This window comes from Sphaerospermopsis reniformis (assembly GCF_005402885.1).
Lineage (GTDB): Bacteria > Cyanobacteriota > Cyanobacteriia > Cyanobacteriales > Nostocaceae > Sphaerospermopsis > Sphaerospermopsis kisseleviana.
In genome coordinates this window covers 1-22010 of sequence record NZ_BJCE01000017.1, presented here as the reverse complement: position 1 = coordinate 22010, position 22010 = coordinate 1, and the positions used below count along the sequence as shown (strand labels likewise).

Here is a 22010-nt window from a genome sequence, read left to right as displayed (position 1 = left end):
CTAGACTACTGAACAAAACTAAAATCGCTACTATTAGCTAAATTTAAGTTATCAACATTTTCAACAAATCCAATAAGTTCATAACTATTTCGCATGAAAATTGCTGTTCCTTCTTTACCTCCCAGGTAATAATTTTCGTTTAATTCATACAAGCGACGATTACCATGAAGTTGAATGGTATCTTGACTGGTGAAATCCCTGATAATAGCGTAGTCTTCTAATCTATTACCTCTATAAAATATATTTTGTTCATTACCTAACACAAAAGTATCTTGACCTATACCCCCGTTTAAAATGTCAATTTCACCTCGTCCTGGATTAGCGGAACTGGGATTTACACCAACCAAAATATCAGAACCTCTACCACCATAAATATCATCGTTGCCTTCTAAACCATAAAGGTGGTCATCACCAGCACGTCCATTAATTTTGTCCCAGCCTTGAGTACCAAAAAGGTTGTCTTGCCTGTTTGTACCATTTACTGGATTAAGTTCAAAAGAAATATTATAGGTGATATCTTGAGAAAATCTTCCATCTGGATATGCTTCTTTCAGAATTATTTCGACATCTTCCAGTCCTAAATTATTGGGTATATCCAGGTTATTAAGATTTAAAGTTCCACCGAATTTTATAGTGTGGTCTTCAGGAGATAAAGCAGATAGCTGAATTGTTGTATAGAACCCATCAGAAAAAGCATTATCAATTATCTTACTTGGCTGCCCTGCAATATTGTTATCTGGTAAATTGTATATAAATTTATCAGATGTTTGTCTGTAGTTTTCCAAATCTTTGATCGCTATATCATCAATCTTCAAAAAGAGATTCCCACCATTTTTTGCTAGGGCTGTATCCCCTACTGCTTTCGCAAGTCCTTGAAGTTGTTTATCGCTTGCACCCTCTGGGAACAGTCTATCCCATTCACTGTTAATTAAGGGAAAAAAGATATATTCATATCCCTGATTTGGTTTAATTTCAACTGTTCTTACAACTGGGTTTGATGTTTCTAAAGTGCCTACTAAATTAAAAACGGGAGGTGCTTGATTTATTTCGGCTTTTTTCCCTTGAGGATCATTAGTTTCATCATAACGAAAAGGATTATCTGGTGCTGGAATATTATAAACATATTGCCACCATCTAACAGATAATTCTGTTTGAGAAACTCCATTAACCCGTTCTTGTGGTCGCAGTACACTAGAAGTTACTAAATCATTATTCATCTTGATTTTATCCTTTCAATGATGTTCATCTTGATGATTCCAATCATATTGTTGGTTATAAAATCAAATTCAATTTGTTGCGTCAAAATGACATAATTAAACCAATAATTAACTAATCAATATTTGATTTAGCATGAAAAGTGTAATAATTAACGTTATGACAGTATTTTCAACACCACAGTAATATAATAATAACATGGTTGTTGGTTTTTATTGTTTATTTGTTTGTTGAGCAAGCAACTGTACTAATATTAATGTGGTAGGCGATCGCCAATCCACAGAAACCTGGAATCCAGAACTATGCTAACAATTTTATCCAATTAACACTCAAGAAAATCAAACATATTTGTTGATTCAAATAATTACCAAAAATTTGCTGCCATTTCTCTGTTCCCATTTTTAATTCTACTAAATCCTTGTCCAATAATTGCATATTTCCAGGGTAACAAAGCACTGTTAATACCCGATATCTAATTTCTTTCATTGCTGGTGACAAAAACAATTTGGCGGCTTCTTTGGTTATTTTTTCGTGCAGTTCCCAGTCTGATTTTAAATCATTCAGAAACTCATTGAACTGACCTAATGTTTGTTTGATTATACCAATATCATCATCTTGGGTTTTAAGCATTTTACCGAGAACAGGGATAAATTCATCAACAATTAAATCACTGTTGTTCATTAAACACTCATCAGCATAGTTTAACAAAAACTCAAAAGCTGGATTACCCTTAGTCTTGTCTTTTACCTGATTATAACCCCTGAAGTGTACAGACATATTAGTTTTCAAGTATTTCCACATACTAATATTTAGTTTTTGTAATCTCTGGTTTCTGGCTTTGGCTGCAAAGATTTCAATATCTTCTTTACTATAATTGCCTACCCTGAGTTCACAGGTACTAATTTCTGGTACTGCTTTATGATGTACAAAACTAGCAGTGATTTCCTTACCATTTCGTAAATGTGATTTTCTCAAGAAAACGGGTTCATTACATACGGGGCATTTAAGAAACCCATAATAATCTTGATAATCGGCTTTTGATGCTGGTATTAATTCACCACCGATTTTTGTGAAAATTGCGTACTGCATAACCTATACCCTGACTCTTAAAAATCTTCAAAAATATTGATATCTACCCCCAAAGATAATATCAACAAATACTGTGCGCTGCTGATGTAATCATAGGCATTTGCTAAATAATCACAAGCAATATAGGAATTTTGGTACATTGGTTTTTGACTGAGTTTTAAATACTCATTTAACAGTTTTTGTTGACACCCCAATTCAGCAATATCAAGAAGTTTATTGATATCCCTGTCTAAAGCAGCTTCTTGTCTGTTGGTGATTAAATGTAAAGTACCCTGTTGATATATATTATACAACCATTGTTTCCAAGGTGTATTCAGATATTGGGGGTTCTGGCTTGTCCAGATTTCCTGGAATTTATTGAGCGTTGGTGGTTCTAGCATATCTCAGTACAATTCTTAGAGGAAAAATCAAATACAGTAAAATCTCTGATAACTAGATAAAGTTTACTCATTAGCTATTAATTCATCCCATATTTGGTTAACTTTGGCGTTAATGGCATCCATTGTGATGGATTCACCTTCATTATTCAAACGTTGACAGGCTTCGTAAAAAAGAATCATTTGCTCGACCTGTGCGCCCTCGGTTCTACCTTGACGCTCGGCTATTAGTGACAAAATTTCTCTAATGTCCCTATCAAGTTTGTAATTAACACGGTCGGTTAATCGGTTTCTTCTTGGTCTTCCCACAATGGCTATTGTTATACTTACGCCTTTATTAAAGCAAAATACATCAGCTATTTTTTATTGTACATTTTTTTACGTATTTTATCTGTATAAAAACCATAAAATTAGAGATAATAGTTATAACAAAGGCGACCGCCCTCCCGCCAAGAAGTTGCAATCGCCCAAACCTCATACAAAGGTTAATTAGATCATGACACAAATAGAGAAAACCAACCCAGACCAAAGTTACTGTACCCGTTCTAGTGATGGTGTCAGTGGCATGAGTGTAACAGCTTTAGCTCAGTTTTGTGGGGTAGATAAATCTACTATTACCAAATTTCTAAACCAAATAAGTAATTCTGACCCGTTGGCGAACGATCTTCAAACTGCGCTGAAACCCTATGCTGGTAATGACTGGAGGCTGTTGACGAATGAAAGATCCGGTCAAGTTTTTATTATTGACGAAGTTTGTCATGCAGTCCTGGAATATTACGCACTGGAAGCAAGAAAGTATAAAGGTAAACAAATAGCAGTTAATAATTATCGCATGATTGCCAAGGCTGGGCTAAGGGTCTATATCTGGTCACAAACCGGGTATGCCCCAATCAATACGGGTTCTCACGTCTTGATTAACAAGGAAGAACTGGCCACTATGATTTCCACTATTCTTCAAGAGCAACTGCAATTAATTTTTGATATCAAACCCAAACGCCCCTGGACTCTGCCAGCTTCCACACCACCAGAACAAGTACCAAATGATTATGTACAGTTAGAAGACGGTTCTTGGCTTTCTCCTGAAGGTTATGAATCAATTTTAAAGCAGGGTAGACGGTCTTTGCCTTGGGACTTGCGACGTGATGGTTTTAATTAAACGGTGAACACTGGGGATTTGGGGATTCTTGGGGGAAACTTTAAAGATAGTTGAACTTTATTAACAACACACACCGTAGGCGATCGCCATAAGAAAACCCAATTCACAAAATTCTTAGAGGAAAACCCTAACAATCATCGCCGCCGCACCAAAAAGGGTAAATTGTACGCTAAGGCTAGAATGTAGATATCACAAGGGTTTCTAGACCATCTTGCAGGAAATTACACATATCTCGGCTTGGGTATGATGTTCAATATGCGATCACCTTAGCAATTTTTAGGGGAAACCTGAAAAGAAACTTTTAAAAACTGCTGGGTAAAATGCTCATAATAACTATCACTATACAAAATATGACAATAAAAACTGCTAGAAAAATTATAAAATCTCTTTGAGCTACTTTATATACTTGGCTGGTAGGAACATACACAATCTTAGTTCCGATAACTGTATTAAATTCCCAGTTCAAACCTTGATTAGCAAGATATTTACCCTGTTTATAGAGAAGTTGTAATGATTGAGGTACTTTATCTAGAGTCGAATGACAATTCAAGCAACTTTTATCAGTAATTTTGATAGGGCGAGATATATAGAAATATTTATTACCATTTATATTTAAATATCCTTGATCAATGTTCTGCAATCCTGGCTGTCGTTGAGTATCTAAATCTTGTTGTTTAAGTGTGTCAATAATTTTGATTTCTTCAAGTGTAGCTTTATTCTTGAGATTAGTCGGATTAATCATCGCGGACTTATAAATATAATCTCCATAATTATTTTTATAGGCACTAGTAAATATATCAAATACTTGATTTACTGCAAACATTGGAATTGATTCTTGTAAAAATTTTTGTTCTGATTGTGTTTTTAATAAAGGTGTAATATAATCATTATGATATTTGCGAACCGAATCCATCGCTGAAATTAACATATTTGCTTGGGATTTCAGTTGAAACTCCGCAGAATTTAAACAAATATTGCCATAAATTAGACCAATAACAATAATCGCTCCCCCAACAAGAATGATTTTTATAGCTTTATAGGCATTTCTTATTTCGGATTGTGTAGAATTGATTCGCGTTGCAAAGTGTTCCAGTATCATCCTATGGATGAAGATATAGCCACCACCAACCTTTTGTAGAAAAATGCGCTCAGTGGCATAGTCTAGAAAATGAGTTAAATTATTAGGAATCAAACCTTCACCCCAGAGGATAAAACGTAAGCTGAAGTGTTGGATACAGGCTATACCACCTCCAAAAAACAACCCTAACATCAGTCCCCAACTTATTATCGAAATTCTTGATTGCAACCCTTTAGGAAAAAATATAAAAATAATTGGAAACAAAATTAACCAGCTAAGTAATACAATAATTATTGCATTGCGAGCAGATGTCCAAATCCCTTGGTTTGGAATAGTTTTTGTTTCTATTTCTGAGCCTCTCAACCCACAAATCAATCCTATAATCAGTGCAAAGATTAATCCCAAAATTAATCCAAATATTACTATTTTCTCGTAACCGCTTGGCCATTTTGGGGTTTTCCAAGTTAAATAACACCATAATACACCCATTGGAGACAAAATTAAACTCCACCTTAGTCCATAGGTTAATCCATTAAGCAAATCTTTTCGTGTTTTTTTCCAAGGACAGGTCAAAGTTTCAAAAGTTTCTATTTCTGCTTTGTAATTTCCAAAAGTCCACCATAAAACTAAACCCCACATTATTGCATTTATGGTTAAGACATTAAAAATGTTAATTTTATCATTATATAAATCTAGAAAATGAACTAAAAATAATATCAATCCAATAGCCAGTATCCCAATTAAAATAGTTCCAATTCTGTAAAGTCTTTTTTGAACATTAGACTGCAACCAATTAGGCTGTATTTTCTCAATTAGAAAGTAAGATTGAGAAGTCTGAAACATTCTTTGTGCCAACCAACTTAACCAATGTATTACCCGATTTTTTGGGTATTTCTGATTAACTCCCTTTCGTTTAAACATCCGCTCAATATAAGCATTGAATAGATGTTCACGACGCTCTTCTAGTGAACCTGTTTGAAGTATTTCTTCTACCTGTTTACCTTGATAAGCCAGGGTCATAACACTTAGTGTCAAAGGAGATTTACCTATTTCTTGCAGTGTGGTATCATCTTTCAACAAAGATTTAACTGCACTTAGTTGTTGACCAGCAGTATCCAAATATTGATGAACCTGCTCAGGAGTCAAAGAACGGATGTAGATCGCGCCTCGTAATCGCAAACGGTTAGAAAGAACTTCATAATCAGCAATACGACTACAGACCACCATTTCAGTCAGTCCATGCGTTTGTATAAATTGGTTGATAGCTTCAACACAGGCTTCCCGCAGGTCAGTCTTTACCTCGTCTAAACCATCTAGTAACAGTAGTAATTTTTGATTTTTAACCCAGTCTTTAGCAATTTCTTGGGAAACTTGGTATTTACTCCAAAGTTCTTGTAGCAGCCAATCTTCAATGGTTTGCCTTTTACTTCCCCAAGAAGATAAATTAAATACTACTGGAATTAGCTGACTCAAATTTGACTCAGCGCGAGTAATTAAATTCTGTGCTAATTTCAAGAGCGTTATGGTTTTACCTGCTCCTGGTTCTCCTAAAATAAGTAGAGTTCGTCCTTCTCCTATCTGATTAAAGAAATCACTTGCATCGCTTCCCGTAGGCAAAATTTGTCTGGAATCTTCTGGTATTTCCTCAAAACCACTAAATGGGCGCTCTATTACATCTAATCGTTTTTCTAGACCAAGTTCAATCATGGCCTGCGTATGCACTGATTTTTCTAAAACACCTTCGATCCAATATTCTTTAACTTTACTGAGTAAAACTTTCCTGTGTCCATATTCTACCGAAGTTAAGGGTTGTTGTATACCAGATGTTTGTCCATTAAATAACTCAGATACTTGGGAAATGAAATATTGAGAGACAGTACCATTATTTTCTTGAATAAACCCTTGAATATTACTACCATAAATGTTAACAACATTATCATCATTCATGTTATAATCACTCCATAAATTAACTAAAACTTTGATTAATTGTACCAGTATTCTGCTGTGTCAAACCCTGAACTTTTCCTCCAGAAATTTGAACACTAAATTTTCCCTCTGCTGATTCTTGAGGATTTAATTGCTCCATTAACTTTTGAGCCAATTTAATAATTTCCTCATCTTTATCAGCACCAACTTCAGTTAATTCATCTTCTAAAAGAGCTTTTGTTTTTTCAGGTTTTTGTTCATACTTATCCAGAATAGTCACTGAACCTGATTTACCTTGGTTCTCAAATTTACGTTTAATTAAAGCTTTCAATCCTTCATAAGTATCTTGAACTACACTACCCGCTGTTTTGGCTGTGCCAGCTACTAAGGCTGTGAGAATAAGAGAAATAGAATCCATGAAATCATCTCCTTATTTTTAATAGGTTTTACTAATTGTCTCAACTTTATTGCACAATAAAATACATCTAACGAATGATTTTGATTATGAACGCATTAATCCGAAACACCCAATTTACACATCTAATAATTTCCAAGGGTTTACACTATAATCCTGAATAATTTCCAAGAAATTTAAAAAGTATCAAAAACAGCAAAATTATATAAAAAATTATTATTTAAGTTAGTCAAATTGTGATAGATATTAATTCCAGGGAATTTTTGCTGTGGTAATCCCTGTTTTTATTGTTTCAATATTTATAAAGGTTGCCCTTACAGTTTTTAAATTCCTTTGTTAAATAGGAATAGAAATATCTACGGTTAGCAAAGCGAACTGACGAGTCAGCACTTGCACTATTGCCAACTCTCCAAATTCCTTAGCTGTTAATTCCCCCAATCTCACTGCTAAATTGTAATTTATGGTTTCCTCTAAGAAAATTTCCCAGTAATTACCCTGGTATTAAATATCATATTGACGTTTCCTCTAAGAATTTCTCAGTACCACCACAATGTTTAAGTTGGGAATCTCCATTTAAGTGAATGTACATAGTATTTCATTGTTTTTAAAGTTTTAATGTTCTTTGGGTTTCCCGTCAACATTGATGTTATTGTGCAGTAGTTACATTTATTTACAAAACATCATGAAAAAGTTAGTAGTATTGCCCTTGGTAGCAATGGTATTGGTAGCAGCAGTAAGTCCAGCATTTGCCCATTCTGGCAGAACCAATAGTGCGGGGTGTCACCATGATTCTAGAACCGGTGGGTATCACTGTCATTAACAGTAACTCTGGGATTTCTGTTTGGGGAGTCCCTGATTTTGATTGTTTACAATGCTTTCATGACTCAATCAATTTATTCCCCTCTCTACCTGCAAATTTATCACCGCGAAGGCACTACCTGGTCTTTTTATCCAGGCAAGGTGTTTTATAATGCTCATGGAATTGCTACTGATTTAGATTCAACTTTATAAAGGAATGGATTAACCAAAGCTAAGATATTGATTGAATTATTCAGAGTCAACGGTGGTAAAAACGGTTATTATATTGCCAATATTCGAGATAAACAACATTACTACTGTGGTTCTGATTGGGCAGATGTTAAAGTTAAATTGCGTCAGCTAGGAATTGGCAGGAATGACCCCAATTAATTATTTTTCCTCTAAAAATTTCCAAAAGGCTGACCCCACAGTTCCCACATTTCTTTGTTGAATGGCGATCGCCACATTTGAATTAACGCTTGTTCTAAATCTTGACGTGGTTTTCTCTCCACTGGGGCATCCCACCAAAACGCGATATTCACTGCTGTTTGTAGTTGATAACGGTGATGTAATTCTTGATAATTTTCAATATAGCTCTTACAATCATGAACCCCCTTCCACCTTTTATTACTGTGTTTTGTTTCCCCAATGTACAATAATAATTCAGATGCACTATCAATGATAAAATACAGGGCTGCTTGTCCGTAATCATCAGGCATCCGGTAAAATGCCATTGATTGTAATTGCAATTTAAACGGATCTATGGTGTCAGGGTTACAGTGAGATGGTACAACATCAAATAAAGTTACCTGCTTTGGTGGTTCACTGTTTCTAATACTTTGTTAATAATTAAACACCCGCGATTTCCACTGTTGTAAAAATTCAGCATCCATCACTGGTTTTTGGTTTCTTAATATTTTGTATTCGGTATTCCCAAATAAACTCAGTTGTTTCATAATCATATTATAATCTTTTATGCTTTTATTTTACTATACTTTTATTCATTATGCCCCAATCCCACTACTCTTTTGAACCCCAAGAAACCCGAAAACGCACTACATCCTTAGACCCTGCTAACATTAGTATGGGAACTAAAATTATGACGGTGCAACAGGTTGTTGATAGATTTGTGAACAATCGTTTAATTCCTGCTGAGTTCCCTCACAATCAACATATTTGGAATACCCAAGCTAAAGGTAAATTAATTGAATCCTTGTTGTTACAGTTACCTTTGTCTGTCTTTTATATTGATGCTACCAATGATGAACAATGGGTGATTATAGATGGTACACAAAGAATTATTACATTTAAAGAATTTATAAACCAGGATTTCACATTAGATGGTTTAGACTATTTTGGCGATTTGCATGGTAAGTATTTTAGTCAACTCACACCACGTTGGCAACGCAGGATTAAGGAAACTAAGTTAACTTTACATCTGATTTTAAGGGGTACATCATCTGAAATTGTATCCAATCTATATCACCGGATTCGTTTTGAACAAATTCAATAATTTACCATAATCTATTAACATCAGGTAAAATATAATAACATTATATCTAGGGTTTTCCAATGGACAGAAATCATTACGACAAATTAAGTGGTGAAGAAAAGTTAGCATTTTTAGAAAAGGCATTGGAACATTTGACAATAGACGAAAAAGCCAAGTTAGTTAAAAAATTATTGCCTGTCAAAGACGATAATAGTTGTACGATTACAATGGGAAATTCTCAGGTTCATGCTAATACTGTTTACCAATTTAATCTTAATAGTAAAGATGAAATAGCTGATTTATGGGGGGCGATCGCTGACAGAATCAGAAATAACTCTGATGATAAAGTCGAGTAAAATATGCCACAACCACAGATACCGCTACAGCAAAGACAAGCAGTACAAATTTAATACTACATAAACTTCCTTTTTGGGAGTTTTTTTATTGAGATACCAAGTCTAATTTAGTGCTGGGGAATTACCTAACAAAAATTCTTAGAGGAAAAATATTATTTATTGGATTTCCCCTTGTTTTTACTGAGTGTGATAAAGTTTTTGATTTCCCGTACACAATAACCTTTACTGATCATGGTGGCGACAGTGTGAGCGATTTTGGCAGGGACTCCCACAGAACGGTTTTTCCATTGTCCATCAATCTTTTCCTCCCAAGAATACCCCCAACGCCAATGTAAATAATTATGCTTATCTCTTGTTCCATCAACACGGGGATAACTAGCGATTCTGCCATCTTTTAATTTCTTGTTTTCAATGTACTGATACAAACAACCACAGGCACGGGATTTATCCGTACTTAAACTTTCCTCTAAGAATTTTTCAGTAGTCACCAACTCCGGCGATAGTTGAGAGGTACTGGACTCTGGAGACAGCGACAGATGCAACTCTGGGGTCAAGAAGATTTCCTGCTGCCTGTCTTTGTTTTCTAACAGTGCCGTTGCCGGACGGGACTCCAAGGGGTCTAGCCAACTCTTGGGGATATCGTACCAATCGCTGAGGATAACCGGGTTTAGCACCTCGCCTTTGGGTAATAATCCCAGCTTCTTTAATTGTGTTTCTAACTTGCTCTGTCCAGGGGGTCGTGTTTTCCCAGTTGATGACAAGGCGGCGGGAGATTCCAACCAAAAGTAATCGTTCTCTAAGGAAGGGTGCGCCAAAGTTTCCTGAGCATACACAAAGCCATTCCGCATCGTAGCCGAGCTTGGTAATTTGTCTAAGAAACTGCTGGAAATAGAGAGCTTGACTTCCTGGTTTGAGTCTGCAACTGAGCAATCCGGGGACGTTTTCGATAATAAAGAACTCGGGTCTGATTGATTCAATGGCACGTTTAACGGCGGGGAAACAGTCTCGCTCGTCGGCTGCACCAAGTCGTTTACCGTTGACTGAAAATGGTTGACAGGGTGGGGAAGCGGTGATGACATCAACTCCCTGTTTTCGGATTTCCCTAACTGGTATGCTTCGCACGTTTCCGTAGTTGGGGATACCGGGGAATCGTTTTGAAAGGATGTCTGCACAGTAGTTATCGGTTTCACAGACACCCACAAGTTCTCATCCTGTCTGGAGTCCTGCAATTCCAAAACCTGCACCAACGCCGGAGCATAAGTCGAGTTGTCGCATTTTTCCTCTAAGAAAATCAAACTAACTTTGTCACTGACCTCAAACCACCCAATGGTAAACCCCAGTTCCACCGCATTACTGATAGCTGACAACTCAACACCCAAAGCTTGACTTAGTTCCTGTGTTGAAGCTGCTGAACCGTCACTGAGGAATAAGGCGATCGCCCCCAACAATTGCCAATGTTCACTGAGTTGATTGAGAAACCAAACAGGACTTAAATATCGTTGTTTGATGTAATCGGTGACAGTGATAACTCCGTATTCGCAGAAGATAGTGTGACCATCGTAGGAACATAAACCATCATTCCAGGATTGACGGTAATTCCAGGGTGTAGCAAGCAAAGTATTCATAGTTAGTCATCTCCTAAGTATGCCTTTGAAGCACCTGCCCAGTCGTAGTTTTCGATTTCTTGTTTGCGCTGCTCGATTTCTTGGTTTTGATTTTCTGTGCGGTCTTGACAACCAGACATTTTGACTTTGTTGTAGGCTTCTTTGAGTTTTCTGTTAATCCGTTGGGTTTCCACAGTTTCCTGCCACCCCTGGCGCTCGATTAAATCCAACTTCTGACATATCAAACTAGAAAACCGAGTATCAAAATTGTTCATGCTTACATTTGCCCCAAACCTTTTATTAAAGGCGTTGCACCCCGGATTTTGGCACATTGGCCATTTATCTTCATTTTCTTTGTATCCAGGTATGATTCGTTTAACTAGGGTGCTGTAAATTACGCCGTAATCATGACAACAAAAACAAGACCATTTAGGATAAAAGATTTCCTTGTCTTCCTGTTGTTGTGGAGGTTCTAGGGGCATCCTGTCAAAAAACGGTAGTTCCATATCCTGGTTCATTTTTTAAACCCTCCTCTGCTTCTTTTTCCCAACCTGGAATCCAAATCAAATTGTTGGCACTAGCCCATTCATAAAAACTGGTGCGTTCCGTTCTTTCTTCTGCAATCTCATACATAAACGAGTAATGCCCAATCACCCGTATTCTGGTAAGCCATTGTTCCCTAAGTGGGTGGTTTTGCCATTTCATGGTCTGTGCTGCTGAAACTTTGCCTTGGGATTTCTCCCACTGCGATCGCAAATCTTCCCATTGTTTTTCAATCAACTTCTGCGGGAATGTTGGGGGGTTCGGTAACTTTTTGACCTGAGCCAAACAAAAATTTTCAAAACTTTCTCTTTCTGAGTCTGAGAGAGAGTCTTTATAAGTTTGTAATGTCTGTAATGTCTGTAGAGAGCCACAGCTTTTTTGTGTTAAAGGTTCTGCGGTGTTTTTATCCCGTGCGTGGGATTCTGTGTCTCGCGTGTGGGATTCTGTGTCTCGCGTGTGGGATTCTGTGTCCCGTGTGTGGGATTCTGTGTCCCATGCGTGGGACAGTTGTTCCGGTGGTGGGACAGACTGAGAATCATTGTTAGAACCGGGTTCTGGACTAGGATCTGATGGTTTTGGCGAATCGAAATCATCAAAGTCATCAGTAATTGAGTCGGTTTTGATGATGATTGAACCCGTAGTTTCCCAACTACCATCGTTGTTAGAGGAAATGGTGCTAATTCCTCGATAAAAGGCGGATCTGCTGATTCCCCATTCCGTACAAAATTCTGAGATATTGTCAATTTTGAGGGCTATGCCCGGAGGTCTTAAAATCTCTTTGATCACCAACAAATAACCAGGAGTAGAAAGGTATTTTTTTTGATACCAGTCCTTAGCGGTTTGGGCGGTCAGAGGACAAAATTTGCGATTACCCATTCTCCGCTTTGTCATGAACCCAACTCCGCAAATGTTACTTGGTCAAAAGTTACTAACACATCAAAAGCAACACAAGAAGCAGCAATATTAGGTATTTGTTGTTCATATTCGGCAGTGCCAAACAAATGCAGACGTTTTTGGTGTTCTGGGTAGAATCCTGAATAAATAAGAACTTGACCTAAGCCAGCTTTCCAGTCTTTAACCCGTTTGACTTCAATGATTTCAGTGTCGGTTAATAAATCAATTCGACCAGCAGGGGTTGTGACTTTCGTTAGTCCGCCTAGCTGAGACTTGAGGTTATCGCGGACAATAAACTCCATGTTTTCCCTACTATTTATTTCCAGCCAGTCTATTCGCCCCTGTTCTTTTAATTTGCTGATAGCCTTATAAAATGTGCTAACTGATATACAAATCTTTTCACAGAAAACTTCAACATCTTTGATACGCAGTTTTTGCCCCGGCGCACGGAAAATCCCAACAGCATAGTAAACAAGACCGGTGGCGGTAATGATTCCGTCTTTGTAGTCCTGGATTGCTTTCGCTAACGACAGACGGTAATGCTGATTGGGTTTAGGCGCGATAGTTGTTGTCATAAATGCACCTTAACTTGTTTAAATAATAGTGGTAGAAAAAAGCTGAGTCAGTATGGTTACGCCACGCAAGCTATCACCAAAGTCGGCAACCTGCTTAATCCTGCGGAAACTTGCAGGAAACTATGGGAAGTAACAGAAAACCTGCCAAAAAAGGGTAAAAAATCTCTTAGTTCTATCTGAAGACAGTAGAACAATTCCTGTTTATGGTTCATAATGGTAATTAAGAAATTTTAATTTTTGATTTTTTGCCTTAGCCACTGTTATGGTTAAGGTATTTTCTTACATTTAATTTCAGCCCCCCGTTGCAAACTAAAAGTAATTAGATTAAAATTAGTGATGTGTAACTTATGGAAATTTCTAAGTTATACGCTCAATGAGTCCGATACTTTCGTGGTACTGTTGGCAAAGCATCAGGATCTTGATACAATTAAATAATATACCATTTATTTAAATAAATCAAATGACTCGTATAGAAATTTTGGTAGATGCCCTAAAAAAAGCGATCGCGCGGGGAACAAAAGCATCACATATAGCGCAACAATCCGGTGTGAATGCTGCTGTTATTTCACGCTTGATATCTGGGAAACAGCATGACATCATGACAGAATTTTATTTTGACATTCTGGATTGCTTAGATGAGGATATTCGGAAAGAAGCAATGACAAAACTGGGGATAAAAACTGAAGTTAAACCAGAAGAAATGGTGAAATATTTGAAAGGTAGACAAATAGCGCAATTGATTCCGTTATTGAATGGTGATGACAGAGCCGATATTGCTGAAGCTATAGCCTTGTCTATGCGGAGTAATAGTAAAAATATTTACGTTTAAACAAATACCATAATTATTGAGTTATTTGTGGTTAGGAATAATATTCAGTAATTTGTAGTCTTTTACTTATATGCTGATATAAAACAATAAATTCTAAGTATTTAGACTATAAGTTTAATATATGCTAAGACTTGTCAAGAAAGCAGTAAAAATACTATTAATAGTATTAAGTTTAAAAATTTAATCAAAATATTATATGATGATATAAGTACATAATAGTACAACTTCTTACCAATTTAGGATTGCAAACATTGAGTCAGCAATAGTGTTGATAGGGTATTCCTAGAATCAAAAGCTATAATTTTACAGTGCCAATAACTTTATGCAAGTCAACATTAGAAAAATAGAGAGCAATTAGGATGAGCCAAGATCAACTAAATCAAATCCTTAGTCAGTGCCATAATTTAGACCAGGTAGCTATTACTAGTGTGATCAAAAATTTAGCTGATAAACTAGATAATCAGCAAAAATCTCATCTTTTAGAATACTTAACTTTTGGCGTAAGTGCAGATGTCAAAGCAAAACTGGTTAAGCAGTTATTGGGCGACAGTGGTTTAAGGGTAATATTTGGACAATCGCAAGTAAATGCTACTAATTTCTTTAATATTCAGTCTGCTTCTATAGAACAATTATCAGATATCATGTTAGCAATTGCTCAAGTCATCAGAAATTCTTAGAGGATACCCATAAGGTATTGACTGATATTGTTGTTCCTATTGATTCAGCAAAAATACATTTATTAAAAGAGTTCAGTTTCCGTGACCTCATCCATTTATGGGTGGGGTTTGTTGTGTATTGGTGAATTTACTGACTTTTTCCTCTAAGACTCCAAATCATCTGTTAAAATTTCTAACCATTAAGATATAGAAATTTTATATTTTCATAATAAATTTTTTACTATTGTATGTAATTATCATGGATAAATATGTAAAGTGAACTTGACATAAAAAACAGTTTTACGGTTTGAGGTATGAAAAAAGAAAAGTTTGTAAAACTGTTAAAGCGACGTGGTTTAAGTCAAGAAAGATTTGCTGAACTCGTAGAAAATGCCTGGTGTACCATTTCCGGTCGTAAACTTTCCCGTCAGGCTGTTAGTGCTTGGGTAAATGGTCATGCAATACCCCAATTCTCCCCTGTTGAAACTTTGGTAGTTCTCGAAATCCTTGAATGCACCCTCACCGAACTTGCTTTGGCTTTTCCTCATGAGGATGATTCCCATTGACAATGTAAACTTAACCTTACATACTGTGTATAATGAGTAAGGTGCTTTATGAAACTACCAACAACTTTTCAGGAACTTGACCTCACTGGATTTAACATTGAAACCAAACAGTACAATAGTATTACACGGGAAATGCTAGACATCGCCTGTGCTGTTCTCCAAAAAAATCAGATCGGTATTGTTACCCGTAGTGTTCAATCTGCTTTAAAATACATCTATGGTATTGGTGGCAGTGCTGATACTGTTTGCTATTTACTCAAGGAATGGCGGGCTGATAATCTCGCGGTTCTCAAACAATCCAAAACCCACAACAACCTCATCACTGCAATTCTTGAACTCTCTAATGACGGTGTTCTCGATGAGTCTGATATCCCCGGTGATTTTTTGGACTCTATGAGACAGTTGGTGATCGCAATCTACAAACTTGCCTACCAAAATGCCGATACCACTGTTTCCGGTGACAGAATCAAACATTTGATTACTGAGAACGATGTATTAAAACAACAACTTATTGATTTTCCGCAGTTACAATTAGAATTAAACTTTTATAAATCTGAGTGTGAACGTCAACGCAGTGAACTCAAAGAAGCCTATATAAATCTTAATCAACAGAAGTTAATTGAATCTGAAGATGACCTTTAGATGCGAGATAAAACCCACAAGCATGACGTAACATATGCGGATGCACACTTATCGCCAAGCCAGCCTGAGTACCAGCGCCTAATAATGTTAAAAGCTGTGGCAGCAGCCATCGGAGTTCCACGCTCAGAAACAAACAGGTAAGGGGAATTAGGATACTCTCGTTTTAATTGTCGTAGCCACCTTAACTCTCTTGCACGTAACGGATGGGTAGAACTAAGACCATGCTTGAGCCGATTGATATAGATCGTGCCACTAGAAAAATCTACCTGCTCCCATCTCAGTGTTACCAATTCTGATACCCGTAAACCATGACGATAAGCCAGTAAAATTAAAGTCCCATCTCTCAAACCATGCCTACCCACTCTTGAAGCCGCTTTAATCATAGCTTCCACTTCATTGGGCAGCAAATGTTCTCGTGTGCGTTTTTCCAAGTTGGGAACTTTCAGAGGAGGAGAATTGTGAGTCATAAAAACCAACTTGCCCATAAAAGATAATTGGGTACTCTGACAGAATCATCAACACAATCAACTCCCCACAAATTCCATCTTAAAAACTTGCCCAAAAATAGTTCTTTTTGGTAATGTTCCTATACATGAAACAAAGATTCATCGCTTGTTAGTGATATATATCTTTTGAAACTAAAAACTATACACACATATTCATATTAACAAGTGGCATCAATAGAACGTACCGCCTATCCAAGATTTAAACGTCAATTCACCGCCAAAGAACTGACGCTAATTTATACACCTAACAAAAGTGAAATTGCTTTCGCTTACGCTACAACTAAAGGTGAAAGTAATATTCTCAACCAGAAATGTTGAATGTCGTTACAAAAGTTTACATATTCAGTTATAGTAGTCCTATTAAGGGTGAAAATGTCAACATCTCATGATATCTTCCATCCAATGAACATAACTAATTTGTTGACACATACAAGCTTGAAGATAGCGGAATTTATCTAACATTTTATTACCCCATTCTTGAGGAACAGATACAAGTTGTAAAATTAGATAAGCGATGAGACTGGCATAAATTTGTATGCCAATACCATTAACATTTTTGGTAATTAATCTATCTAGTTTTAGGTGCATCTTTAAGAATTTCCATAATAATTCAACTCCCCAACGTAAACGGTAAATATCCCTGATTTCATCATCTGTAACTGCTGCCTCTCCATCTGACGGTAAATTCGTGACTAAGCGAAATTCAGTTTTAGTTTCTAAATCACAAAAATTAACTACCCTATAAGCGGGAGCATCACTCGCTGAACCGATTTTGACTAATCCAGTTCCCGATTCAAATTCTAGTTTCCAATTATTCTTAATTCGCACTACAAAATATTTGTCTTTTTGCACTAATTCCTGCATAAAATTTAGTCCCGCAAAACCTCTATCCATTACCCCAACAGCATCTTGCGGTAAATTAGACATCATTGATGAACCAAATTTATAATCATGATTATGTCCAAAATTTATCAAATTATCTTCTGGACTTCCTGTTGACAGATTGAGGGAACTAAAAAGTTTTACTTGATGATGTCCTAAAACCCATAGTAACTTACTTGTTAAGGTAATTACTGTAGAATCAATTGGACAAATGGCGTATTTATCATGTAACTTTTTGTGAGCTTTTTTCTGGACTAATTTATTCAATTGATGATAAATCTTTTGGAAGATTTCTTGATTTCTGTGTGTGTTAGCCTTGGAAAAAGTCGAAATCCTTACATCAATCCCTGTATTGTTTAATCTTTTAAATAAGTCCCTCATACTTGTTAAACTATTATCCAAGGCATAACCCAACCAACACTCAACGTAAAGACGGGTGTTCAAAACCGGATAATCATTTTTTGGCAAGGATTTGAGGATGTCTTTGACAATCTTGGGAAATGAATTTATAATCATGATCAAATCAATATTTTGATATAGCTTGCTCAAATTTTAATATATTTTGGGCTATTTTTATCACAGATTTCTTAACATTCAACACTTCTGGTACTTTTGTACTTCATATTTACATAAATTACTGGCTATAATTAACCCACAAAAGCAATTAGATAATACCTTAATTACCTAGCCAAGAAGTAGCATTACGATTAAATTAAAACTATAACCGACAGTAAATTATATCAAAAAGCCTATCAAGTTTACATCAAATGATAGGTTATTAATCAATAAATATTAGTCAAAATAAAACTTACAATTCAAATTAACTACTGAACTAAATTGATCAGCAAATTTATTTTTACTTTGAATCATTTGCGAATTTAAGCAACTGAAAGCTTAACTTATGACTAGAAAAAGGAAACTCAGAACCGTGAATGAAAACGAACAGAATCAATCAAATGAAGACACTACACAAAATCAACAGGCAACAACAGATAATCAAACAGTAGAAAATCAAACTGATCCAACAGGAAGAATAGTAATTATCACAGGAGATAAAGGAGGTGTAGGTAAATCCACATTTGCAAGGGGATTACTACATTTATATCTCAACAAACAGTTAAAGTATTTAGCTTATGACTCAGATCATCGTAATGCCCAATTGTATAGACATTACGACTCAGCACAACCTGGAGTAAAGCTACTTGATATTTTTACAAGAGGTGGTGCAGATGACTTACTAATAGACTTAGAAAAAGAACTTCCCCCACTGGTATTAGTAGATTTACCAGCCCAATCAGGTCTGTTTTTTGAGAATTTCGAGAAAGACTTGGGTGTATTTGATGCTGTCAAAGGCTTGGGATACAGAGTCACAATGGTGAGTGTACTATCTAGGGTAAAAGACTCAGTGAATATATTACGAATTCTTCACAAATACTGTGGCGATCGCGTTGATTATGTAGTTGTAAAAAATCTTTTTCACGGTGAAGCTGATAAATTTGAACGCTACGATAGTTCCGATACTCGGACTAAACTTTTAGCTACTGGTGCAGTAGAAATTAAAATGCCAGATTTGTTTTTCAAACCCTATGACTATATTGATGAGAAAAACTTAACTTTTGGTCAAGTTTTAGAGGATAAAGAAGCCAACATTGTCATCAAATCTCGTGTTTCAGCTTGGTTGAAGGAGTTTGAACAAAGCGTGTTAACTGCTAATCAATTATTGGGGATAAAAGAGAATGCAGTCGTCACAGATCAAGCAGCATAACCAAAATAATTCAAGGATTATCCCCAATCCTAAACGACTGGTGATGACAGTTGGTGATGCTAGGGTAGGTAAGTCAACTATAGCACGATTGTTGATTGAACTTTATCTAGAATCAAAACTAAATCTCAGAGTTTATTACAGTGGTAATCGCAATAAGTTATATGCTTATCAGCTATTATTACCTATTGCTCAATTGCCATTAACCCAAGGTGGTGCAGACCAATTATTAATTGATTTAGAAACTTTTTCTGATGTCCAAGTAGCTTTGAGTGACTTACCAGGACAAAATTTTGAAGAGTTCCGACAATTTGCACAAGAAGTTATGCTGTGGGATGCCATTGCACAATTAGGTTATCGCATTACATTTGTGCATCCAATATCATATCGTCGAGATTGCACAGAATATTTGCAAGAACTTTTTAATTGTTATGGCGATAAAGCGGATTACATCATTATCAAAAATCTGTATTTTGGTGATGAATTTCCTTACTATGACGGTTCTGATATCCAACAGCATATCCAAGCAAATGGAGGTAATGAATTGTATTTGGGGAGGTTATGGAGGGATAGTTATGAATTAGTAGAATCTTTGGATTCACCTTATAGTTATGCAGTGCAAAATTACGAGATAGATTTTATGAACCGTTCTCGTGTGTTTAACTGGATGGAAGAATTTAGTGAGCAAATTAGCAAGAATAAACATATTGAGGAATTATTGGGTTTATTAAACATTACATCGTCATTGGATTTATCAAATCAATTAAATGGCGATTTTTAATTTTTAGTTTCAATATTACAAACAGACTGTACCAAGTTATGTTTCAAGGATTGAATCTGTTGATCAATATTAAAGATTTAGAATCATAACAAATTGAGACTCAAAATGTTTAAAAAACAGGACTTACGCAAAATATCTCTCAAACTCTATTTCGTTCGTGTCTTCATGTCTTCATGTCTTCATGATTCATTATTCCATGACTTGTACGTAATACCATTTCTTTGTGAGGCTGCGCCAAATTTTAGATTGAGCTTTTCTCTCTGTGTAGCGCCAGTTGCTGCCTCTTTCAGAGGAGCTATGCCTACTGCACGCTGCGCGAACGCTAACAAGTCGGGAAACCCGCCCAACGCACTGGCTTCTCTGTGCCTCTGTGGTTCGTTTATTTTAATTCAGCACATCTATGGCTATGACACGCTACGCTATCATACAGAATTGATATAAGTCCTAATCCAAGTTAATTTTCAAAGTTTTTTGAAAACCGAAATATTTTATATTAGTCAATTACAAATCCAACAAGCATTATGTATATTATTAATCAAAATTATCAATTAATTTTTATATGTTGCCCTATTTTCGCTAACTAGTATAAAAACCCGATACCTTATATCTAAAAACGAACATTAGCTTATGAATACATCTGTAGAATCTACTTTAGATACAACATTAGCAGGACAGTCAGACCATTTTAAACAGAAAGTTCTAGATGTAGTTAGACGTTCTGGTATCAATCCTAAAGATCCGTTGTTTTTGGTGTTAAGTTCCCTGGGTAAATTTGAGGTCTTAATGGAAGACATACCAGGAAAACTTAACACTGTAGTAGAGGGTTGGACAACAGAAATAGATGACAAACTTGATAAAGCATCAAGTGTAGCCATTGTTCAACAAAAAAGCGCGATCGCCAAAGCAATATCAACCTTGTTAAGCAAAGCAGAACAGAAAAAATCTAGATCCGTCTTTAATCCTTTAATAGCCACTGGTCTGGTATTATCTGGTTTGTTTGGTATTGTTATGCTGACTGGTAATATATTTTTCCTTTGGAGAGGTAGAGGGTTAACAGAACCAGTTCGCTTGACCGTGGAAGAACAGGAAATTCTGAATTGGGCTAAGTCAAAAGACGGAGAATTTGCTCGTCAAATTATGAAGTGGAACGATTTTGACCTGAGTGTTTGTCGAGCAAAAAAAGCTCAATTAAAAGGCAGATGTATGGTCTGGGTTGTGAATAACGAAGAAAGACAACGTTATCTAGACCAATTAAATCAAAAATCAAAATCAAGCCGTTAAACTGATTTGATTCGTTTCTGGACTATCTATCAGTCCCTCTACAATTGCTTTCGTAGCAGCTTGAGCGCGATTTTGACAATCGAGTTTAGTTAGGATGCGATGGACATGAGACCTCACAGTACCTACACTCAAAAAAAGTTTGTTGGCAATTTGATTGTTTCTATCACCAATAGCAATCATCTGCAAAATCTCTAATTCCCTAGAACTAAGTGAATATTGGTGGAAAACTCGTTTCTTTTTCATACTGGGAAGAACTGCCATAGTTTGAGGGTGTAAATTTTGAATTAATATTTTAGCGATCGCAGAATCTAACCAATGTTCTTCTTTGTACGTAACATAAATAGCTTCTGCTAACTTTTCTTTGGCTATCATTAGACATCTCCGAAAAAGAATCAAATTATGGTATAACAAGGTAAAATCGTGCATCTACCCTGAGATTATGAGCAACATAGTTGAGTAAATTCATAATAATCCTGAAGAATCACAACGGTTATTAGGACTGCATTATGAACAGCTAAAGCAACTTATAGAGAAAGCAATAGAGCTACATAATAATAAAAAGGAATTGGCAGAATCTAAAAAAGTTA

At 36.1% G+C, this 22010-nt stretch carries 28 protein-coding genes; 13 read left to right on the top strand and 15 right to left on the bottom strand.

From position 1 onward, the window contains the following. Positions 1-5: 5 nt before the first annotated feature. The 4 genes from FFR48_RS04340 to FFR48_RS04325 form a co-directional block, all read right to left on the bottom strand. On the bottom strand, positions 6-1217 hold the full coding sequence (locus tag FFR48_RS04340; protein WP_096572913.1) for a calcium-binding protein: 1212 nt from the start codon (positions 1215-1217) through the stop codon (positions 6-8). Between the two features lie 298 nt (positions 1218-1515). After that, positions 1516-2304, bottom strand: a complete 789-nt coding sequence (locus tag FFR48_RS04335; RefSeq protein WP_096572912.1) for a hypothetical protein — start codon at positions 2302-2304, stop codon at positions 1516-1518. Positions 2305-2321: 17 nt separating this feature from the next. Beyond that, on the bottom strand, positions 2322-2684 hold the full coding sequence (locus FFR48_RS04330) for a hypothetical protein (protein ID WP_137666489.1): 363 nt from the start codon (positions 2682-2684) through the stop codon (positions 2322-2324). 63 nt (positions 2685-2747) lie between these two features. Continuing rightward, positions 2748-2990, bottom strand: coding sequence for a hypothetical protein (locus FFR48_RS04325; protein WP_096572910.1), 243 nt, complete (start codon positions 2988-2990; stop codon positions 2748-2750). Between the two features lie 187 nt (positions 2991-3177). On the opposite strand from FFR48_RS04325, the gene FFR48_RS04320 reads away from it, so the two are divergent. After that, entirely contained in the window at positions 3178-3837 is a 660-nt protein-coding gene (locus FFR48_RS04320) for a hypothetical protein (protein WP_096572909.1), read from the top strand. 301 nt (positions 3838-4138) lie between these two features. Here the strand turns inward: FFR48_RS04320 and FFR48_RS04315 are convergent, their stop codons facing one another. Next, positions 4139-6862: a c-type heme family protein gene (locus FFR48_RS04315; protein ID WP_096573098.1), complete on the bottom strand. Its 2724-nt coding sequence runs from the start codon at positions 6860-6862 to the stop codon at positions 4139-4141. A 19-nt stretch (positions 6863-6881) separates the two neighbouring features. After that, complete coding sequence (locus tag FFR48_RS04310) at positions 6882-7259, bottom strand: Het-E N-terminal domain-containing protein (RefSeq protein ID WP_096570852.1); 378 nt, start codon at positions 7257-7259, stop codon at positions 6882-6884. Positions 7260-7938: 679 nt separating this feature from the next. On the opposite strand from FFR48_RS04310, the gene FFR48_RS04305 reads away from it, so the two are divergent. Continuing rightward, entirely contained in the window at positions 7939-8076 is a 138-nt protein-coding gene (locus tag FFR48_RS04305) for a YHYH domain-containing protein (RefSeq protein WP_096573097.1), read from the top strand. A 218-nt stretch (positions 8077-8294) separates the two neighbouring features. After that, positions 8295-8444 carry a hypothetical protein gene (locus FFR48_RS29275; protein ID WP_236103988.1) on the top strand — a complete coding sequence of 50 codons (150 nt, stop codon included), beginning with the start codon at positions 8295-8297 and terminating at the stop codon, positions 8442-8444. Positions 8445-8455: 11 nt separating this feature from the next. Here the strand turns inward: FFR48_RS29275 and FFR48_RS29270 are convergent, their stop codons facing one another. Further along, a complete protein-coding gene (locus tag FFR48_RS29270; RefSeq protein WP_236103987.1) occupies positions 8456-8788 on the bottom strand; it encodes a GIY-YIG nuclease family protein in 333 nt (110 codons plus the stop codon). Positions 8789-9060: 272 nt separating this feature from the next. On the opposite strand from FFR48_RS29270, the gene FFR48_RS04290 reads away from it, so the two are divergent. Both FFR48_RS04290 and FFR48_RS04285 read left to right on the top strand, forming a co-directional pair. Further along, a complete protein-coding gene (locus FFR48_RS04290; protein WP_096573096.1) occupies positions 9061-9567 on the top strand; it encodes a DUF262 domain-containing protein in 507 nt (168 codons plus the stop codon). A gap of 59 nt (positions 9568-9626) precedes the next feature. Next, on the top strand, positions 9627-9902 hold the full coding sequence (locus tag FFR48_RS04285) for a hypothetical protein (RefSeq protein ID WP_096573095.1): 276 nt from the start codon (positions 9627-9629) through the stop codon (positions 9900-9902). Positions 9903-10054: 152 nt separating this feature from the next. On the opposite strand, the gene FFR48_RS30515 is transcribed toward FFR48_RS04285, so the two are convergent. The 5 genes from FFR48_RS30515 to FFR48_RS04260 all read right to left on the bottom strand — a co-directional run bounded on the left by FFR48_RS30515 (position 10055) and on the right by FFR48_RS04260 (position 13518). Continuing rightward, a complete protein-coding gene (locus FFR48_RS30515; RefSeq protein WP_096573094.1) occupies positions 10055-10390 on the bottom strand; it encodes a hypothetical protein in 336 nt (111 codons plus the stop codon). After that, positions 10380-11102, bottom strand: a complete 723-nt coding sequence (locus FFR48_RS30510; RefSeq protein WP_096573093.1) for a DNA cytosine methyltransferase — start codon at positions 11100-11102, stop codon at positions 10380-10382. Before FFR48_RS30510 ends, FFR48_RS30515 begins: the two co-directional genes overlap by 11 nt. Positions 11103-11529: 427 nt before the next feature. Then, on the bottom strand, positions 11530-12024 hold the full coding sequence (locus FFR48_RS04270) for a hypothetical protein (RefSeq protein WP_096573092.1): 495 nt from the start codon (positions 12022-12024) through the stop codon (positions 11530-11532). After that, the gene (locus FFR48_RS04265; protein WP_190651173.1) at positions 11993-12940 is read right to left on the bottom strand and encodes a hypothetical protein; all 948 of its coding nucleotides are present in this window, start codon (positions 12938-12940) and stop codon (positions 11993-11995) included. The genes FFR48_RS04270 and FFR48_RS04265 overlap by 32 nt, the downstream gene beginning before the upstream one ends. Next, complete coding sequence (locus FFR48_RS04260; RefSeq protein WP_096573091.1) at positions 12937-13518, bottom strand: hypothetical protein; 582 nt, start codon at positions 13516-13518, stop codon at positions 12937-12939. Before FFR48_RS04260 ends, FFR48_RS04265 begins: the two co-directional genes overlap by 4 nt. A gap of 460 nt (positions 13519-13978) precedes the next feature. Here FFR48_RS04260 and FFR48_RS04255 point away from each other — a divergent pair, with 460 nt between their 5' ends. The 4 genes from FFR48_RS04255 to FFR48_RS04240 all read left to right on the top strand — a co-directional run bounded on the left by FFR48_RS04255 (position 13979) and on the right by FFR48_RS04240 (position 16211). Next, positions 13979-14347, top strand: coding sequence for a hypothetical protein (locus FFR48_RS04255; RefSeq protein WP_096573090.1), 369 nt, complete (start codon positions 13979-13981; stop codon positions 14345-14347). 359 nt (positions 14348-14706) lie between these two features. Next, positions 14707-15024, top strand: coding sequence for a hypothetical protein (locus FFR48_RS04250; RefSeq protein ID WP_096573089.1), 318 nt, complete (start codon positions 14707-14709; stop codon positions 15022-15024). Positions 15025-15317: 293 nt separating this feature from the next. After that, entirely contained in the window at positions 15318-15569 is a 252-nt protein-coding gene (locus tag FFR48_RS04245; protein ID WP_096573088.1) for a helix-turn-helix transcriptional regulator, read from the top strand. 48 nt (positions 15570-15617) lie between these two features. Continuing rightward, the gene (locus tag FFR48_RS04240) at positions 15618-16211 is read left to right on the top strand and encodes a hypothetical protein (RefSeq protein ID WP_190651170.1); all 594 of its coding nucleotides are present in this window, start codon (positions 15618-15620) and stop codon (positions 16209-16211) included. On the opposite strand, the gene FFR48_RS04235 is transcribed toward FFR48_RS04240, so the two are convergent. Continuing rightward, positions 16208-16678, bottom strand: a complete 471-nt coding sequence (locus FFR48_RS04235) for a tyrosine-type recombinase/integrase (RefSeq protein WP_162501840.1) — start codon at positions 16676-16678, stop codon at positions 16208-16210. The two genes, FFR48_RS04240 and FFR48_RS04235, sit on opposite strands and share 4 nt — an antisense overlap. A 204-nt stretch (positions 16679-16882) precedes the next feature. Here FFR48_RS04235 and FFR48_RS04230 point away from each other — a divergent pair, with 204 nt between their 5' ends. Beyond that, complete coding sequence (locus FFR48_RS04230; protein WP_137666488.1) at positions 16883-17035, top strand: DUF4158 domain-containing protein; 153 nt, start codon at positions 16883-16885, stop codon at positions 17033-17035. A 57-nt stretch (positions 17036-17092) separates the two neighbouring features. Here FFR48_RS04230 and FFR48_RS04225 read toward each other — a convergent pair whose 3' ends face one another. Further along, positions 17093-18115 (bottom strand): IS4 family transposase, encoded by a 1023-nt coding sequence (locus tag FFR48_RS04225; protein WP_096566207.1) that lies wholly within the window; start codon positions 18113-18115, stop codon positions 17093-17095. Between the two features lie 385 nt (positions 18116-18500). Here FFR48_RS04225 and FFR48_RS04220 point away from each other — a divergent pair, with 385 nt between their 5' ends. The 3 genes from FFR48_RS04220 (at position 18501) to FFR48_RS04210 (ending at position 21423) form a co-directional block, all read left to right on the top strand. Further along, complete coding sequence (locus FFR48_RS04220; protein WP_137666487.1) at positions 18501-19364, top strand: nucleotide-binding protein; 864 nt, start codon at positions 18501-18503, stop codon at positions 19362-19364. Further along, on the top strand, positions 19336-20142 hold the full coding sequence (locus FFR48_RS04215; RefSeq protein ID WP_137666486.1) for a hypothetical protein: 807 nt from the start codon (positions 19336-19338) through the stop codon (positions 20140-20142). Before FFR48_RS04220 ends, FFR48_RS04215 begins: the two co-directional genes overlap by 29 nt. A gap of 627 nt (positions 20143-20769) precedes the next feature. Further along, positions 20770-21423: a DUF6753 family protein gene (locus FFR48_RS04210; protein WP_096573086.1), complete on the top strand. Its 654-nt coding sequence runs from the start codon at positions 20770-20772 to the stop codon at positions 21421-21423. On the opposite strand, the gene FFR48_RS04205 is transcribed toward FFR48_RS04210, so the two are convergent. Beyond that, a complete protein-coding gene (locus tag FFR48_RS04205; RefSeq protein WP_236103985.1) occupies positions 21412-21795 on the bottom strand; it encodes a response regulator transcription factor in 384 nt (127 codons plus the stop codon). The genes FFR48_RS04210 and FFR48_RS04205 overlap by 12 nt on opposite strands. Positions 21796-22010 lie beyond the last annotated feature (215 nt).

Bases quoted from the DNA above. Each gene is read 5' to 3' on its own strand.
- FFR48_RS04265 (WP_190651173.1), bottom strand. From the start codon at position 12,940: ATGACAAAGCGGAGAATGGGTAATCGCAAATTTTGTCCTCTGACCGCC.
- FFR48_RS04220 (WP_137666487.1), top strand. From the start codon at position 18,501: ATGACTAGAAAAAGGAAACTCAGAACCGTGAATGAAAACGAACAGAAT.
- FFR48_RS04245 (WP_096573088.1), top strand. From the start codon at position 15,318: ATGAAAAAAGAAAAGTTTGTAAAACTGTTAAAGCGACGTGGTTTAAGT.
- FFR48_RS04330 (WP_137666489.1), bottom strand. From the start codon at position 2,684: ATGCTAGAACCACCAACGCTCAATAAATTCCAGGAAATCTGGACAAGC.
- FFR48_RS04205 (WP_236103985.1), bottom strand. From the start codon at position 21,795: ATGATAGCCAAAGAAAAGTTAGCAGAAGCTATTTATGTTACGTACAAA.
- FFR48_RS04320 (WP_096572909.1), top strand. From the start codon at position 3,178: ATGACACAAATAGAGAAAACCAACCCAGACCAAAGTTACTGTACCCGT.
- FFR48_RS29270 (WP_236103987.1), bottom strand. From the start codon at position 8,788: ATGGCATTTTACCGGATGCCTGATGATTACGGACAAGCAGCCCTGTAT.
- FFR48_RS04285 (WP_096573095.1), top strand. From the start codon at position 9,627: ATGGACAGAAATCATTACGACAAATTAAGTGGTGAAGAAAAGTTAGCA.
- FFR48_RS04305 (WP_096573097.1), top strand. From the start codon at position 7,939: ATGAAAAAGTTAGTAGTATTGCCCTTGGTAGCAATGGTATTGGTAGCA.
- FFR48_RS04235 (WP_162501840.1), bottom strand. From the start codon at position 16,678: ATGACTCACAATTCTCCTCCTCTGAAAGTTCCCAACTTGGAAAAACGC.
- FFR48_RS04225 (WP_096566207.1), bottom strand. From the start codon at position 18,115: ATGATTATAAATTCATTTCCCAAGATTGTCAAAGACATCCTCAAATCC.
- FFR48_RS04210 (WP_096573086.1), top strand. From the start codon at position 20,770: ATGAATACATCTGTAGAATCTACTTTAGATACAACATTAGCAGGACAG.
- FFR48_RS04335 (WP_096572912.1), bottom strand. From the start codon at position 2,304: ATGCAGTACGCAATTTTCACAAAAATCGGTGGTGAATTAATACCAGCA.
- FFR48_RS04255 (WP_096573090.1), top strand. From the start codon at position 13,979: ATGACTCGTATAGAAATTTTGGTAGATGCCCTAAAAAAAGCGATCGCG.
- FFR48_RS04240 (WP_190651170.1), top strand. From the start codon at position 15,618: ATGAAACTACCAACAACTTTTCAGGAACTTGACCTCACTGGATTTAAC.
- FFR48_RS04310 (WP_096570852.1), bottom strand. From the start codon at position 7,259: ATGGATTCTATTTCTCTTATTCTCACAGCCTTAGTAGCTGGCACAGCC.
- FFR48_RS04270 (WP_096573092.1), bottom strand. From the start codon at position 12,024: ATGAACCAGGATATGGAACTACCGTTTTTTGACAGGATGCCCCTAGAA.
- FFR48_RS04315 (WP_096573098.1), bottom strand. From the start codon at position 6,862: ATGAATGATGATAATGTTGTTAACATTTATGGTAGTAATATTCAAGGG.
- FFR48_RS04260 (WP_096573091.1), bottom strand. From the start codon at position 13,518: ATGACAACAACTATCGCGCCTAAACCCAATCAGCATTACCGTCTGTCG.
- FFR48_RS04215 (WP_137666486.1), top strand. From the start codon at position 19,336: ATGCAGTCGTCACAGATCAAGCAGCATAACCAAAATAATTCAAGGATT.
- FFR48_RS04340 (WP_096572913.1), bottom strand. From the start codon at position 1,217: ATGAATAATGATTTAGTAACTTCTAGTGTACTGCGACCACAAGAACGG.
- FFR48_RS04290 (WP_096573096.1), top strand. From the start codon at position 9,061: ATGCCCCAATCCCACTACTCTTTTGAACCCCAAGAAACCCGAAAACGC.
- FFR48_RS04250 (WP_096573089.1), top strand. From the start codon at position 14,707: ATGAGCCAAGATCAACTAAATCAAATCCTTAGTCAGTGCCATAATTTA.